Origin of the sequence: Nostoc sp. PCC 7524 (genome assembly GCF_000316645.1) — a bacterium.
GTDB lineage: Bacteria > Cyanobacteriota > Cyanobacteriia > Cyanobacteriales > Nostocaceae > Trichormus.
The window spans coordinates 964,671-978,522 of sequence record NC_019684.1 but is presented as its reverse complement, the minus strand read 5'-3'; the positions used below and the strand labels follow the sequence as shown (position 1 = coordinate 978,522).

Annotated in this window: 11 protein-coding genes; 5 read left to right on the top strand and 6 right to left on the bottom strand. The window is 40.4% G+C overall.

From position 1 onward, the window contains the following. Both NOS7524_RS04125 and NOS7524_RS04120 read left to right on the top strand, forming a co-directional pair. Window positions 1–1,704: a glycosyltransferase family 39 protein gene (locus NOS7524_RS04125; protein ID WP_015137213.1), complete on the top strand. Its 1,704-nt coding sequence runs from the start codon at window positions 1–3 to the stop codon at window positions 1,702–1,704. Window positions 1,705–1,864: 160 nt separating this feature from the next. Beyond that, window positions 1,865–3,499, top strand: a complete 1,635-nt coding sequence (locus tag NOS7524_RS04120; protein ID WP_015137212.1) for a N,N-dimethylformamidase beta subunit family domain-containing protein — start codon at window positions 1,865–1,867, stop codon at window positions 3,497–3,499. Between the two features lie 165 nt (window positions 3,500–3,664). Here NOS7524_RS04120 and NOS7524_RS04115 read toward each other — a convergent pair whose 3' ends face one another. Beyond that, entirely contained in the window at window positions 3,665–4,270 is a 606-nt protein-coding gene (locus NOS7524_RS04115) for a DUF3318 domain-containing protein (RefSeq protein WP_015137211.1), read from the bottom strand. A 94-nt stretch (window positions 4,271–4,364) separates the two neighbouring features. Between NOS7524_RS04115 and NOS7524_RS04110 the strand changes: the two genes are divergently transcribed. Then, the gene (locus NOS7524_RS04110; RefSeq protein ID WP_015137210.1) at window positions 4,365–4,625 is read left to right on the top strand and encodes a hypothetical protein; all 261 of its coding nucleotides are present in this window, start codon (window positions 4,365–4,367) and stop codon (window positions 4,623–4,625) included. Between the two features lie 210 nt (window positions 4,626–4,835). On the opposite strand, the gene NOS7524_RS04105 is transcribed toward NOS7524_RS04110, so the two are convergent. From NOS7524_RS04105 to NOS7524_RS04085, 5 genes are all read right to left on the bottom strand, one after another. Then, the gene (locus NOS7524_RS04105) at window positions 4,836–6,452 is read right to left on the bottom strand and encodes an iron uptake porin (RefSeq protein WP_015137209.1); all 1,617 of its coding nucleotides are present in this window, start codon (window positions 6,450–6,452) and stop codon (window positions 4,836–4,838) included. Window positions 6,453–6,612: 160 nt separating this feature from the next. Next, complete coding sequence (locus tag NOS7524_RS04100) at window positions 6,613–7,209, bottom strand: Crp/Fnr family transcriptional regulator (RefSeq protein ID WP_015137208.1); 597 nt, start codon at window positions 7,207–7,209, stop codon at window positions 6,613–6,615. An 850-nt stretch (window positions 7,210–8,059) separates the two neighbouring features. After that, the gene (gene phoU, locus NOS7524_RS04095) at window positions 8,060–8,728 is read right to left on the bottom strand and encodes a phosphate signaling complex protein PhoU (protein ID WP_015137207.1); all 669 of its coding nucleotides are present in this window, start codon (window positions 8,726–8,728) and stop codon (window positions 8,060–8,062) included. A gap of 46 nt (window positions 8,729–8,774) precedes the next feature. Continuing rightward, window positions 8,775–10,067 (bottom strand): sensor histidine kinase, encoded by a 1,293-nt coding sequence (locus NOS7524_RS04090; RefSeq protein ID WP_015137206.1) that lies wholly within the window; start codon window positions 10,065–10,067, stop codon window positions 8,775–8,777. Window positions 10,068–10,126: 59 nt separating this feature from the next. Next, on the bottom strand, window positions 10,127–10,879 hold the full coding sequence (locus NOS7524_RS04085) for a winged helix-turn-helix domain-containing protein (RefSeq protein ID WP_015137205.1): 753 nt from the start codon (window positions 10,877–10,879) through the stop codon (window positions 10,127–10,129). A gap of 461 nt (window positions 10,880–11,340) precedes the next feature. Here NOS7524_RS04085 and NOS7524_RS04080 point away from each other — a divergent pair, with 461 nt between their 5' ends. Both NOS7524_RS04080 and NOS7524_RS04075 read left to right on the top strand, forming a co-directional pair. Then, on the top strand, window positions 11,341–12,324 hold the full coding sequence (locus NOS7524_RS04080; protein ID WP_015137204.1) for a hypothetical protein: 984 nt from the start codon (window positions 11,341–11,343) through the stop codon (window positions 12,322–12,324). A 140-nt stretch (window positions 12,325–12,464) separates the two neighbouring features. After that, window positions 12,465–13,544: a hypothetical protein gene (locus tag NOS7524_RS04075; RefSeq protein ID WP_015137203.1), complete on the top strand. Its 1,080-nt coding sequence runs from the start codon at window positions 12,465–12,467 to the stop codon at window positions 13,542–13,544. The last annotated feature ends 308 nt before the right edge of the window (window positions 13,545–13,852 follow it).

The window sequence follows — 13,852 nt, the reverse complement described above, 5'->3', positions numbered from 1 at the left end:
ATGCGTTTGTATAATTGGCACTCTACCATTCCGGCTCGTTGGTTTCATCCTTTACTGTTGCTGATGTGGGTAATCATCGGACTCGGCTTACGTTTAACCAACTTAACCGCCAAGCCTCCTTGGACTGATGAATTTTCCACCTTGGTGTTTAGTCTGGGCAACAGTTTTTTAGGAGTACCTTTAAATCAAGCGATCGCACCTGAGATTTTGTTGCAACCACTGCAACCACAACCAGCTGCAAATCTTCATGATGTCTGGACACACCTGAGTCATGAAACCAACCATCCCCCAATGTACTTTGCTTTAGCCCACTTATGGATGCAGTTATTTCCCACGCAACAGGGTTTAGTTTCATTGTGGGGGGCGCGATCGCTAGCGGCGATTTTAGGGGCGGTATCTATCCCCGCTATCTATATCTTTAGCTGGATTGCCTTTCGCTCCCGCTTAGTAGCTCATTTAGCAGCAGCCATAATGGCTGTGTCACCATACGCCATCTTTTTGGCACAAGAAGCCCGGCACTACACTTTGGCAATTGTGTGGGTGATTGCTTCCCTCGCCTGCTTTGTTATAGCTACTCGCCACATTCAAAACCAGACACAAATACCTATTACCATCGCACTAGGTTGGCTAATAATTAATGCCTTGGGAATAGCTACTCATTATTTCTTTGTTCTGACTTTGTGTACAGAAGGCTTGGTGTTGATAGTTCTGGCTGGGCGGCAAATCCCAATTAACCCCAAAGTTTTCTTATCTCCCCCTTGGCGACGGATCTATGGTGTTGCACTAGGTACTTTTATCACTGGTATAGTTTGGCTACCAGTTTTTTTACAGAATAGCTACGGTGAGCAATTAACAGAATGGATACAGCAGCCCCGTCAAGGATTTGCTTGGTTAAGTCCGTTGTTTCAGGCTTTTGGGGCTTGGGTAACTATGCTTTACTTACTACCCGTAGAATCACCAGATTTGGTAGTTGTGATTGCTTCTGGTTTGGTGATGCTGATCTTTATCATTTGGGCAGCACCAATTTTAGTCCAGGGGTTGAAAGCAAACTTACAGCAACCAGAAACCCGTTTGACAACACAGGTATTAACGGGGGTTGTTGTAGGAGCGATCGCTTTATTTTTTATGTTTACCTATTTTCTAGGTATAGACTTAACCAGAGGTGCGCGTTATAACTTTGTTTACTTCCCATGTGTGATTGTTTTACTAGGAGCTAGTCTAGCCGTGGCTTGGCACAGTTATCAAGGTAAAAAAGCCGTCATGGTGATTTGGTTGATGGGATTTGTTAGCGCCCTAACAGTGATTTGCAATCTTGGTTATCAGAAATACTACCGCCCTGATCTATTCATCAAATTAATTCAACAAACATCCCAAGTTCCCGTTCTCATTGCCACTACACAAATCACCCATGTGCAGATGGGTGAAATGATGGGAATAGCTAGGGAATTGAGAATACAAAATATTAAGTCTCCCGGTTCTCTATTTCTTCTGGCACATCAAGACCAAGATTCTCATACTGCAACTACTACCCTAGAAAATACTGTCAAAGCATTACCACTACCCTTTGATTTGTGGCTGGTAAATTTTCATGCACCTGTAGACAAAGCAGTCAAAAAATGTGCAGCCGATACTCAAACTTTGCCATCCGTAGATGGCTATGAGTACAAACTTTATCATTGTTTAAAAGTAGAGTCTAGGGGCTAGAGAAGAGGTATTTTCATGCTCTCTGTGTCTACGTGTCTTTGTAGTTTTTTTACCACAGAGGCACCGAGGCACAGAGGCATAGACATTGATCGAAACTACCTGCTCTTATACAAAACGTGAAACAATTAAAACATCGTACCGATTTAATTGCTCACTACTGATGTTATTGAGACAACGATTAAACCTGATTACCAGGGTTGTATTACCAGTATTATTAATTTTCACTACTGTTATCGTTTTTTACCAACCAGATGCGATCGCGGATCATCTTGTAGAGTTTGCTGATCAAAAAAATAATCCCATCATCATTGAAAATCAAAAAATTGGCACTACAGCTTGGCAGTTGACTAATCCCGCCACTAGGCGAGAGATAGAAGGCTATGCTTCACTCACAAGCGTGAATCGTGGCGACACAATTAAGTTATTTGTCAATACTAAAGAGCCAAACTATACCATAGAAATCTTTCGGATGGGTTGGTATGGTGGTGCTGGTGGTAGGCAAATGGCTGCTGCTATTCAAAGAGTAGGAGTTAAGCAACCACCGCCAATTATAGATAAAAGCACTGGTCTGATTGAATGTAATTGGAAAAATCCATACACTCTCGAAATCCCGTATAACTCTCAAGATCCCACACAATGGGCTAGTGGTTTTTATTTAGCAAAACTGACTGCTAGTAAAAGTGGTAAGCAAAGCTACATTATCTTTGTGGTGCGTGATGACAGTCGCCCTTCTGATCTCGTATTTCAATCAAGCATCACAACTTATCAAGCCTACAACAACTGGGGTGAAATGTCCCTATACCGTTGGAATAGTCGCGGTAAACAAGCATACAAAGTTTCTTTCAACCGTCCCTATGCTGCTAGTCCCAATCCAGCCGCCGCCTATGGAGTTGGTGCAGGAGAATTTTTAACCAATGTTCAACCACCAAATAAAACTTCTAACGCCGGCTGGGAATATAACATGGTTAGGTGGCTAGAACGTTCTGGCTATGATGTTACATATATCACAAATATTGATACCCATGAAAATCGTTTAGACCTCAATACCACCAAACCCATGCTGTGGTTGCACAAGGTTTTTCTGTCAGTAGGGCATGACGAATATTGGACAGCAAAAATGCGCCAAAATGTAGAAACAGCTAGGGATAACGGTTTAAATCTGGGATTTTTCTCTGCTAACACCTGCTACTGGCAGATTCGTTTTGAGCCAAGTCGAATTACTAAGGACATGAACCGTACTATCGTTGCTTACAAAGAAAGTGCGGCTTTAGATCCATTTGCGAGAGACAATGATCCGACAAACGATTTCTTAGTCACAACTCAGTGGCGTAGTAAACCTGTAAATCGCCCAGAGGAAGCATTGATAGGGGTGATGTATGAAACATTTCAAGTAAATGACGACATTGTTGTGAATAACACAGCACCGGATTGGTTGTTAGCTGGTACGCAATTACAGCCCGATAATACAGCATCTGTGAAGAATGCTCGCCAAATCCCCCCCCAAGAGATGCGTTTAAAAGGACTATTAGGCTACGAAGTAGATCGAATGTTTCGCCACGCCCCAGCTAATACAATACGTCTAGCTCATTCTCCTTATCGATATAAGGGCAGAACTAGATATTCCGATATGACTATGTACACGGCAGATTCTGGAGCAATAGTCTTTGCCACTGGTTCAATACAGTGGAGTTGGGGATTAGATGATTACAATGCGCCCAAGTTACGCCCCTCGGTATTAAGTCCTGATGCACAGACGATGACACATAATATTCTGGCCAAGATGATTAACCAATAAGGTGTTCGTAGTGTACCCCTCCGGGGAAGCAAGCTACGCACAGCGTCTCGCAGAGAGGACTTGATAGTTTAGTAGGGTGCGTCAGTGTCAGAAAACCTAACTACACAAAGAAATTCTTCATACTGACGCACCCTACATTTGGAATATTTTTTCTCTGGAAGTCCCTTATTTATCGTAATCATCTGGTACACCAATGGGCGATAATCCAGCGATCGCTCTCAAATTTTGGCAACGAATTAAATCGATAAAACTTAACCCAGAATTACCTTCAATTTTGCTGACTGTCTCAATCGCAGACAACAAATGTTGAGCAGCTTCCGTTTCTGAGTAACCCCGTCTTTGTGCTACCCGAATTGCGGCTAAATCAGCATTTATCTCTGATTCCTGAGATTTATTGCTGCGCCAAATCCGTGTGAGAGCGATCGCACTTAACCCCCCAGCTACCGCCACACCCACAAAATCTGACTGGGTGAATTCGACTAATCCACCCAATAACCCAGCCAAGGCGACACCTTGATAAATATCAGGTTTAAACCATCTCACACCTGTCAACCAGGAAACTTTCCGTAATAACAGTAAATCTCGTTGTGGTTTCGGCAGACGACCCCACAAATCAAAATTAATATATATTGGTCGTTCCTGATTCCAAGGTAAGGGAAAAGCAGCATCCATCACCTGAGACTGTTCTGGTTTACTAACAATTTTAGTAGTCATGCGCCCAGAAGCAGGCATCACATCTAACAATCGGCGAATTTCAATCTTTGGTTCCATTCTGCTCCCCCTACCTCCCCTGCTTCCCCTGCTTCCCCTGCACCTCTGCTCCCCACCCCGTGTATTCTATTATTACGATTTAAGAATTATACCAATGGACGCTTTTGCTCCCACACCACCTGAATGGACAGATAAGGCAGTTCACGCTTATGAGTTTTGCTGTCCTAGTTGCCGTGCTAGTAGTTTAGAGGCTTTGCAAGTTTGGATTAATCGGCGATCGCCTGTGCTGACAGAAAACCATCGTCGCAAATGGCAGGAGTTTTATAGTTGCCAGTGTGGTTGTGCTTGGTGGGCATGGAGTAGCGATCGGCCTCCCTCAGATTTATCTAAGCAACCAGACTTGGAAGCTGAATAAATTTTTACTCCTCTCTGCCCCAATCTCTCTTTCCTGCGAGAAAAGAAGGAGCAACGCCAAATTAAATTAAGCTTTTTACTCCCCTCTCCGCGTCGGAGAGGGGTCGGGGGAGAGGTCAGAAAACTCACTTTAAAAAAATAAAAGCCCGCTTGTAGGCGGGCTGTCATTGTTAGTCAGCAGTCAAATGCTAACTAACCCACTGTCATTTTTTTAGAATCTGAAGGTTGTGCGGAGAGTACCAACATAAATGGTATCGTTGCTGTCTCTGTGTTCAGGGTTGAAAATCACCAACAATCCAGGTGTGACCTGAATGTTCTCGGTCAGGCTGATTTTGTACAGTCCTTCTAAGTGATAGGAAGTGTTAGGATCTCTGGTAATTCCGCTACCACCAGTTAATTTAGGTGGTTGACCAAAAATTAAACCAAAGGTGTTACCTTCTCTACCAAAGTCTTTCACAGCCAAGCTAGCAGCCCAGTACCAAATATCAGCATCTCTGTCAGCACCAGCTTCTGCTTTCGCATCGGTGTAACCTACCCAACCACCAAAAGTCAATTTAGAGCTAGGTTGGAAGGTCGCTTGGATACCGTAGTTGTTAGATGAAGTAGCATCATTACCAAAAGGTCTGCGAGCAGAGTTAGGTGCTATACTGCTTCCTGTACTGCCGGTCAGGTTTACACCATTACCTGCACTATTCTGATAAGCACGAACATAGGTAAAACCTATATTCAATGCGTCATTTGGTTTGAAAGCGACTTGACCGAAGATAGCATTACTACCATCGAACAAACCATTACGAGCAGATGGGTCATTGGCGTTAGGTGCTAAATAAGCTGCGCTCAATGTCAAAGGACCACCAGGATTGAATTCAACTGTCAAACCTGCACCATCAGCACCAAAACGATAAATTGGGCTGAAACGTCCATAGCGAGAGAGCGCGCCTGAACCACTGCTGCTGAAGTCAGGATGGAAGACGTTGACGTTATCGTTCAACTCAGCACCAACAGCATCAATCTTGACCCGTGCTGGACCTAAATTGAAAGCGTAGTTAACTTTATCGATTACAACTTGATTATCAGTTTCTTCATCAAAGCCCAAACGGGTCATTCTAGTACCCGTTGTGCCATTATTGGGGATGAAGTTACCAGCGTTCAAACGAGTTTGTAGTCTGTCTGTACCGGTGAAGCTGGTGTTCAGTGTTAACCGTACACGGTTAGAGAAGGTGGTGTTGCTCTCTAGATCACCATTATTAGTTGAGTCGTTGTCACCATCAGCTCTTGTATCACCAAATACTTGAGACAAGCCAAAGATTGCTTCCCCTGAGAGTTTGGTGGTAGTAGAGAACTGATTAGCTTCCAATTCAGCAGTACGCGCTTCTAAAGCATCGACGCGACCGCGCAGGGTAGCTAATTCCGCAGAAAATTCTTCTTGCAAACGTTGTAAGGTAGCTAAATCTTCCTTAGTTACCAAGTCAGCTGTAGCTGTAGCAATTAACTCATTTACTCTGTCTAAACAAGCATTTAAACCAGCCGCAAACTCATACCGGGTCAAAGCACGATTACCACGGTATGTGAGGTTGGGATAACCTGCGATACAACCGTAACGCTCAACCAAGGATTGCAATGCTTGGAAAGCCCAGTCTGTAGGTTGTACGTCAGAGAATTGAGATACGGATGTTACCTGACCCATTTCTTGAGAAGCTTGGGTCAATTGGGCAACACTTGTCACATTTTCATTAGCTTCCGCAGCGTATGCACCATTAGCTGCAACAAAGGTGGCAGCAACGATCGCTGGACTTACCTTTAAAGCGTTCCAAAATAATTTTGTCATGATTTTATCTTTCACTCACACCAACTCGTTTGAATACATGGTAAAATCTATAACCCCAATGTCTATAAGGGAATTTACACATGATATCAGTAGTGATTATACATATTTTACAGCCATTAGCACAAGAGCAAAACTAAATTTTTTCTATTAAATTTTCCATTTAATTATTTGGTAAACGCAAAATAATTCGACGCTGATGGCGTAACAGCATTCCTTCCGTTTCAAACTCCTGTAGCAGCTTTGTTATTGTTACTCTTGTCGTATTCAAGACCTCTGCAATTTCCTGATGAGTGATATATAATTCAATCAGAGTACCTTGTTCGACATTCCGTCCAAATCTTTCACTTAACCACAACAAAAATTGCCACAACCGTAATGAAATGGGTTTACGGTTTACTATGCTTAAAAGCTCTTCTGAGGTTTGAATGTGAGCTATTAAAGCATCTGTATATTGATGCCAAAGATGTGGCGGCAAGGTGGACGCTTCTACACTGGTCAGACACTCAATTTGGTATGGTTTGACTTTAGATAAAGCATACCCAATGACATCACCAGCCCCCCAATATCCCAAAGTGATAAATGTGCCATCTTCACCCCAAGTTATAGTGCGAACTGCCCCACGTTCAATCAGCCACAGTACATCATTACGGGTTGGTAGGACTTCTCGACGGGTAAATAGTCTTTGTGATAAATGCCCACTAAAGTTAGGTTTGTCTAATGCGGTGGCAGAATCTGGTGTAAAAATTATCGATGACATTGTGGGAGTGTTTGCTAGATGGTGATTAGTAAATTTTGGATGGTTTTAAAGCTTCTGAGTCATTCAAAAACTGGTTATTAATACTACCTTTCAATAGAGAATAAAGTTGGTAATTTATTTTTAATAGATATTGTTTAATATTTGTATAATGGGATATTATTTTATTTAATATTAAATATATTAATAGTGAATGATTCTTGTAAAGATCATTATCATATTTTTATCACTTTTTGGTATTTTTAATGATAATTAGTTCATCGGTAATGTATATATAAAAAACAATGATTGATATATTTATACATACATTATAGTGAGTAATATATCTGATAATTAATGCTAATAGTCAAATAATTAGTAGGTAATATATTTTGCCTATTATTGTTGAGTTTTACCTATAGCAATTTTCTTTGTTGAGTTATGTATATTTTCATGTACGCTAGTATAAACTTTTACATAAATTTACGAAGATAAACATTGTGCAGGAGATTAGCTTATCTCTTGCACCTACCCGATATTCCGCCTCGGAATAAATTTTTTGGCGGGATAGAAAGCTGGCGCAAGTTGAGGATTAGAATTAATTTTCTCTGGTTACTACGCCAATCTAATCGCGTAAGATTAAGAAAAGGTTAGCATTTAGTAAAATCTCACTGTGATTAACTAAGTTTTCATCTAAATGTGAATACTATATCTCCAAAAAAGAATGTAGAGACGAAAATCCCTACCCATGGAACGTCTCTACAAGGTTTCTGGAAAACGCATATTTAATTTCTGGAGATTGCCCCATGCCCCAACAAAAAAATAGAGGATTGGTTAATTACCAATCCCCTATCTCTCATGCTCTGAGCTTAATTTAAGAGCGTTGACCTGTAACAATATACGCCACTCGTTGACCAATATTAGTTGCATGATCTGCCATACGTTCCAAACAACGAATTGCTAATGCTAGCAATATAATTGGTTCCACAACACCTGGGACATCGCGTTGTTGAGCTAAAGTTTGATAAAGACGATCATAAGCATTGTCTACGGCATCATCCAAGTGCTTGATACTTCGCCCACCGACTTCATCTAAATCTGCCAAAGCTATTAAGCTAGTTGCTAACATGGCTTGGGCATGATGAGACATGACTGCAATTTCTGGTAAAGACGTGTGAGGAGGATAGGGAAAGATTTTCACCGCAATGTCAGCTAAATCCTTGGCATAATCTCCAATCCGCTCTAAATCTCTCACAAGCTGCATAAAAGCACTTAAACAGCGTAAATCTTGAGCTGTTGGTGCTTGTAGTGTCATGATGGCCGTACAGTCTGATTCTATTTGTCTATAAAAACGATCAATTTTTTTATCTAATCGTGGCAGTTCCTCAGCTGCTGTTAAATCACGGGCAAATAACGCTTGGTGGCTGAGGCGAAATGATTGTTCTACCAAAGCTCCCATGCGTAATACATCCCGTTCTAAACGCCTAATGGCGCGTGCTAACTGGGGACTGTCTGGGTTGGGACTATAAAGAACGGCTTTCACACTTGTAGTCTCAAACGTGAAGATATTTTTAACTATAGTCTTGGCTCTATGAGTTTGCCATCACTTCAGGGAAGAGAAGTTGCATCCATGCGCCACCAGTTTCGGGATGATTCATGGCTTTGATTGAACCACCGTGAGCTAGAACAATTTGCCGCACGATCGCTAATCCTAAACCATTCCCAACCATTGCGCCCATAGAATTACTTTCTGGCATTGGGGTATGAGTCCGCGCTTTATCTCCCCGGTAAAATCGCTCAAAAATGTGGGGTAAATCTTCTGAAGCAAAGCCTACACCAGAATCAATGAGATTAATTTCTAAACTGGGAATATCTTGTGACGATAAAATTTTTGCCTGAATTTGGATGCTGGTATCAGGAGAACTGTACTTGATGCTGTTATCAAGCAAGTTCAGGAAGACTTGATAAATACGGGCTGGATCAGCTTTCATCCAAATCTCTTCAGGGCCGGAATAAGCTAGAGACAGGTGTTGGCGCTGTGCTAATGGTTCTAGGGTTTCCCAAACAGAGGCTATGAGCGATCGCACTTCCACATCCTCCGCTTGCAGTTGCATGGCGGGGTTGATTTCAATTTGGGTGAGTTCTAGCCAGCTTTGCACCAAGTTAATGAGTCTATCTACCTCCTGCATCAAACGGTCAACCCAGCGATTTAAAGGCGGTTCTAGGCGATTTTGTAGGGTTTCTACAACTAAGCGAATCGAAGTCAGGGGTGTTCTTAATTCATGGGCTAAATCCGAAAACGATCGCTCCCTGACATGATTCATATCTAGCAAGGGTTGACGGTTTTCTAAAAATACTCCCACCTGTCCGTGAGGTAAAGGTAAACTAGAGCCTCGCAAAGTTAGAGATTTGATGGTGGGCATTTCCGCCGCATTATCACAAGAAGGGTGAAAAACCCACTCTTTGGTTTGGGCTTTTTGGCGATCGCGTGTTTGTTCAATCAGCTGATCAAGTTCATATGACCGCACCAATTCTAGCAACAGACGTACCTGCCCTGGTTGCCATCGTTGTAAATACAACATTTTCTGGGCTTGCTGATTGCACCAGAGCAGTTGATTTTCTTCATCGACTTGCAAATATCCCACTGGTGCCACATCCAGGAGATCTTGGTGAGTTTGTAGCGACTGCTGCAAGTCTTGGCGTTGCTGCTTAAGGGTAGTGATTTCTTGCCGTAGACGAGGAAGCCAAGACAGCGCCAATTTAGAAGAACGGGAATTTAACGGCTGGAGTAATTGCCACAGGTAGCGATTTAGTTGAACCTGTTGCCAAATCCAAAACCCAATGCCTACCGCTAAACCCAGAAAAAATCCCAATAAAAGCATTTGAGTTTGAGTTGTTAGTTGCTTGGTGATTAATAAAAACTAACAACTATCTCAATAGATTATCCGAACCGATAGCCAAATCCTCTGACAGTCACAATATATTCTGGGTGGCTGGGATCTTGCTCTAGCTTTTCGCGCAACCACCGGATATGAACATCTACAGTTTTGCTATCACCGACAAAATCAGGGCCCCAAACCTGATCTAGTAATTGCTCCCGCGACCAAACCCGTCGCGCATAACTCATAAATAATTCTAATAAGCGGAATTCTTTGGGGGAAAGATTCACTTCTTGTCCGCGCACTAACACCCGACACTCTTGAGGGTTCAAGGTTACTTCCTTGTATTTAAGTACGGGTAGCTGTGGTAGGGTGCTTAAACGCTGACGACGGAGTAAAGCGCGACAACGTGCCACTAATTCCCGCATACTAAAGGGTTTAGTCAGGTAGTCATCTGCACCGACTTCTAAACCTAACACGCGATCGGTTTCGCTACCTTTAGCACTTAACATCAAAATCGGTACTGGGTTGCCTTGATGACGTAACAAGCGGCAAATATCTAACCCATTAATCTGAGGCAACATGATATCTAGAATAATTAAGTCAAAGGGAAATTCTCCCCCATTGGGTTCAAAGCCTTTGATATATTCCACCGCCGAACGCCCGTCAGGAACTGTCAGCACTCCATAACCTTCTTCCTCTAATGCTACGGCTAGCATCTCTTGGATTAGCTCTTCATCTTCTACAACCAGAACACGGCTCGTTTGTCCAATGTCTGCTCTAGGAGAATATTTGATTGATTCACTGGTATACATTGATATCACAAAACTCTAGCCCTGTGCTTGTATCAATATGATTGTTGAGTTAATTATCGCTCCTCAGTGCATTCACGCTTGTACCATCGTGAATTATTTTGCAAAAGAGTAATGTTTGTAACAATATTACATATATCATAAATTACTCTCATTGCAAGCAATCAATTGTATTGAGTGCAACTTAGGTCTTCAATTTTTCAGCCAAACAAATTCTATCTTGACAATAGCAGATGAATTTGAATATATTTAATTAGTACATAAATACTATAAAGCTTGCCAAAAAATCACTAAAAATCGCCGTGGACAACGGTTACTTTCTATTAGTATCAGTTGTTGCACCATTTCCGTAATTGCACTGCGTTAACAATCATAATTTCAAGGCTACCCTGATATCTGCATCGGGTAGTTATTGGTATGGCTTGCTACTCAATCAATCACTACATCTTTAAGGGAGTGGAAACATGACAACAGTTGCAATCCGAGATAGTAAACAGCAACTAATGCAAGCATTTCAACAAATTATTACAGAACAGAAGAAACTAGAATCAAAACTAGCTACGAAACAAGAAGAAGCAGATAAAGCCAAAAATCAAGAAATTGTGGCAGTTGCTTCTACATATACTGTTGATAGTATTGTTAAAGGTCTAGCAGATTTACAGTTAGAATTCGGTAGCACTATCAATACCCTATCAGAGAAATTAACTCAAGAAAATGCCAAATTAGATGAACTCAATCGGGCGATAGAGATTGAAAGCCAAAATTTACAAGAATTACAAAAAATTAGAATTGTTGCTGATGCTTTGGATATCTTAAATCAGGAACATCAAGAAAAGTTAAAAATCCTAGAGCAAGATACTGCTAGTAAACGGGAAATCTTAGAAAAAGAAATATCCACTAGGCGCAAAGAGTGGCAGAAAGAACAAACAGAGTATGAAGAATCCCTACAAGCATATAATGATTTTTTGGTCAAAGAACGCCAGCAAGAGCAAGAAGAATATCAATATAAATTAGCAAGCGATCGCAAACTTAAAGCCGATACCTATGAATCTAAAAAACGTAGTCAAGAAAGAGTAATTTTAGAAACAACTCAACAAAAAGATAAAGACTGGGCTGAACGAGAGAAAGTTATTACTGAACACCAAGCCTTATTTAATGAATATCAACAAAAAGTTGCAGCCTTCCCTAACGAATTAGAAGAAGCAGTTAAAAAAGCCAGGGAAGAAGCGATTAAAGAAACCAATCAGAAGACTAAAGTTGAAGCCGATTTATTTGACAAAGAATGGGAAGCCAGTAAGCAAAGTTATGAATTAAAAATTAAATCACTGGAAGAAACCATTCAAAAACAAACTGAACAAATAGAAAGTATATCAACTCAATTACAAGCTACATTGAAACAAGCACAAGACTTGGCTATGAGAGCCTTTGATAGCTCTACAGCTAAATAATTTTCCTTGTGTTAGGCACAAAATGTAGGGTGCGTCAGCATGAATAATTTCTTGGTACAGCTAGGTTTTATTACACTAACGCACTCTACTAACTATAGCTAAATAATCCATTAATTGTGTGTGGTTAACAAGAGGTTTCTATGGCAGTGAAAAAGTTAACAGATAAAAACACCAAGGCTGAGATTTTGCAAGCATATGAAGATTTGACTAAAGAAACATCAGCAATCAAGTTGCAACTCAATCAAGTGTTAAAAGATAATCAGTCTATAAATAAAGAAAAACCGCAAACAGAGCTAAATCAATTTATGAATCAGTCTGCTACTATCCAAGAAAAAATGAATTATACAATTGAAAATCTAGTCAAAATTCAATTGGGTTTTGGTAGTGCTGTTAATGAATTATCTGAAAAATTAACTACACAGGCTTCTCGTTTAGGAGAAATCAGAAAAACAGTAGAGAATGAAATTGAACAATTAAAACAATTACACAATTTAGAAGTATCTGAAACGACGTTAGATATACTGATTACTACCTACGAAGATAATTCTAAAGCTTATCAAGATGAGTTTAGCCAGCGTTATGAATTACTTTCGCAAGAAATATTAGAACAAAGGAATACTTGGCAAAAATCACAAGAAGAATACCAAAGAACTATTAAAGAACGCAATGATCATCTCAATAAAAATCGTCAAAGAGATGCAGCAGAGTATAAATATGATTTAGAACACCAGCGTCAACTAGAAATAGATGAATATGAGCAACAACAAAAAGCTTTATATAAACAATTAGAAGAATTACAACAGGAAGCAGAAAAACAGTGGACTGAACACGAAAAGTTAATTGCTGAAAGAGAAAAGCAATTTGAAGAGTACAAAGCTAAAGTGGAAGCCTTTCCGAAAGAGAAAGAAGCAGCTATTAAAAAAGCCACAGAGGAAGGTAAAGGAATCGCTCACTACCAAGCTAAAGTCAAAGCTGATTTGTATGCTAAAGAAGTAGAAGGACAAAAGCGGTTTTATGAACAGAGGTTGCAGTCTCTAGAACAAACAATTACTAATCAAGAGACACGCATACAAAATCTTTCTAAACAGCTAGAATCAGCACTCAAACAAGTTCAAGATTTAGCAGTTAAAGCGATTGAAGGTACTGCCAATGTGAATTCTTACCAAGCAATCAAAGAAATAGCTTTAGAACAAGCCAAAAGCCAAATGAAAAATAAATAAATTTTGTTTGTTATAGTTTTAGGTAACAATAGATTTAGAGACGTAATAGGCTTTACGTCTCTTTTACTGTAATTTATATAATCTATATTTAGATTTAGTGGTCAGTTTTATCTGGTTTACCATTATTTAGAGGTTTTTTTCTGCTCTTGCTATTTTCATTTAATTTTTTGTTGGATGGCTGGTTGGAATTGGGTTGTTGGCTAGACATAGGATGCGATCAGCGTAATTAATGACAAATGGATCTACAACCAGCATATTACTGTTTCCAGAAAATAGTCAAAGATTTTACCTGAAGACTTATGCAAATA

Excerpts from the sequence above, each read along its gene's own strand:
- NOS7524_RS04125 (WP_015137213.1), top strand. The coding sequence starts at position 1 with ATGCGTTTGTATAATTGGCACTCTACCATTCCGGCTCGTTGGTTTCAT.
- NOS7524_RS04120 (WP_015137212.1), top strand. The coding sequence starts at position 1,865 with ATGTTATTGAGACAACGATTAAACCTGATTACCAGGGTTGTATTACCA.
- NOS7524_RS04115 (WP_015137211.1), bottom strand. The coding sequence starts at position 4,270 with ATGGAACCAAAGATTGAAATTCGCCGATTGTTAGATGTGATGCCTGCT.
- NOS7524_RS04110 (WP_015137210.1), top strand. The coding sequence starts at position 4,365 with ATGGACGCTTTTGCTCCCACACCACCTGAATGGACAGATAAGGCAGTT.
- NOS7524_RS04105 (WP_015137209.1), bottom strand. The coding sequence starts at position 6,452 with ATGACAAAATTATTTTGGAACGCTTTAAAGGTAAGTCCAGCGATCGTT.
- NOS7524_RS04100 (WP_015137208.1), bottom strand. The coding sequence starts at position 7,209 with ATGTCATCGATAATTTTTACACCAGATTCTGCCACCGCATTAGACAAA.
- NOS7524_RS04090 (WP_015137206.1), bottom strand. The coding sequence starts at position 10,067 with ATGCTTTTATTGGGATTTTTTCTGGGTTTAGCGGTAGGCATTGGGTTT.
- NOS7524_RS04085 (WP_015137205.1), bottom strand. The coding sequence starts at position 10,879 with ATGTATACCAGTGAATCAATCAAATATTCTCCTAGAGCAGACATTGGA.
- NOS7524_RS04080 (WP_015137204.1), top strand. The coding sequence starts at position 11,341 with ATGACAACAGTTGCAATCCGAGATAGTAAACAGCAACTAATGCAAGCA.
- NOS7524_RS04075 (WP_015137203.1), top strand. The coding sequence starts at position 12,465 with ATGGCAGTGAAAAAGTTAACAGATAAAAACACCAAGGCTGAGATTTTG.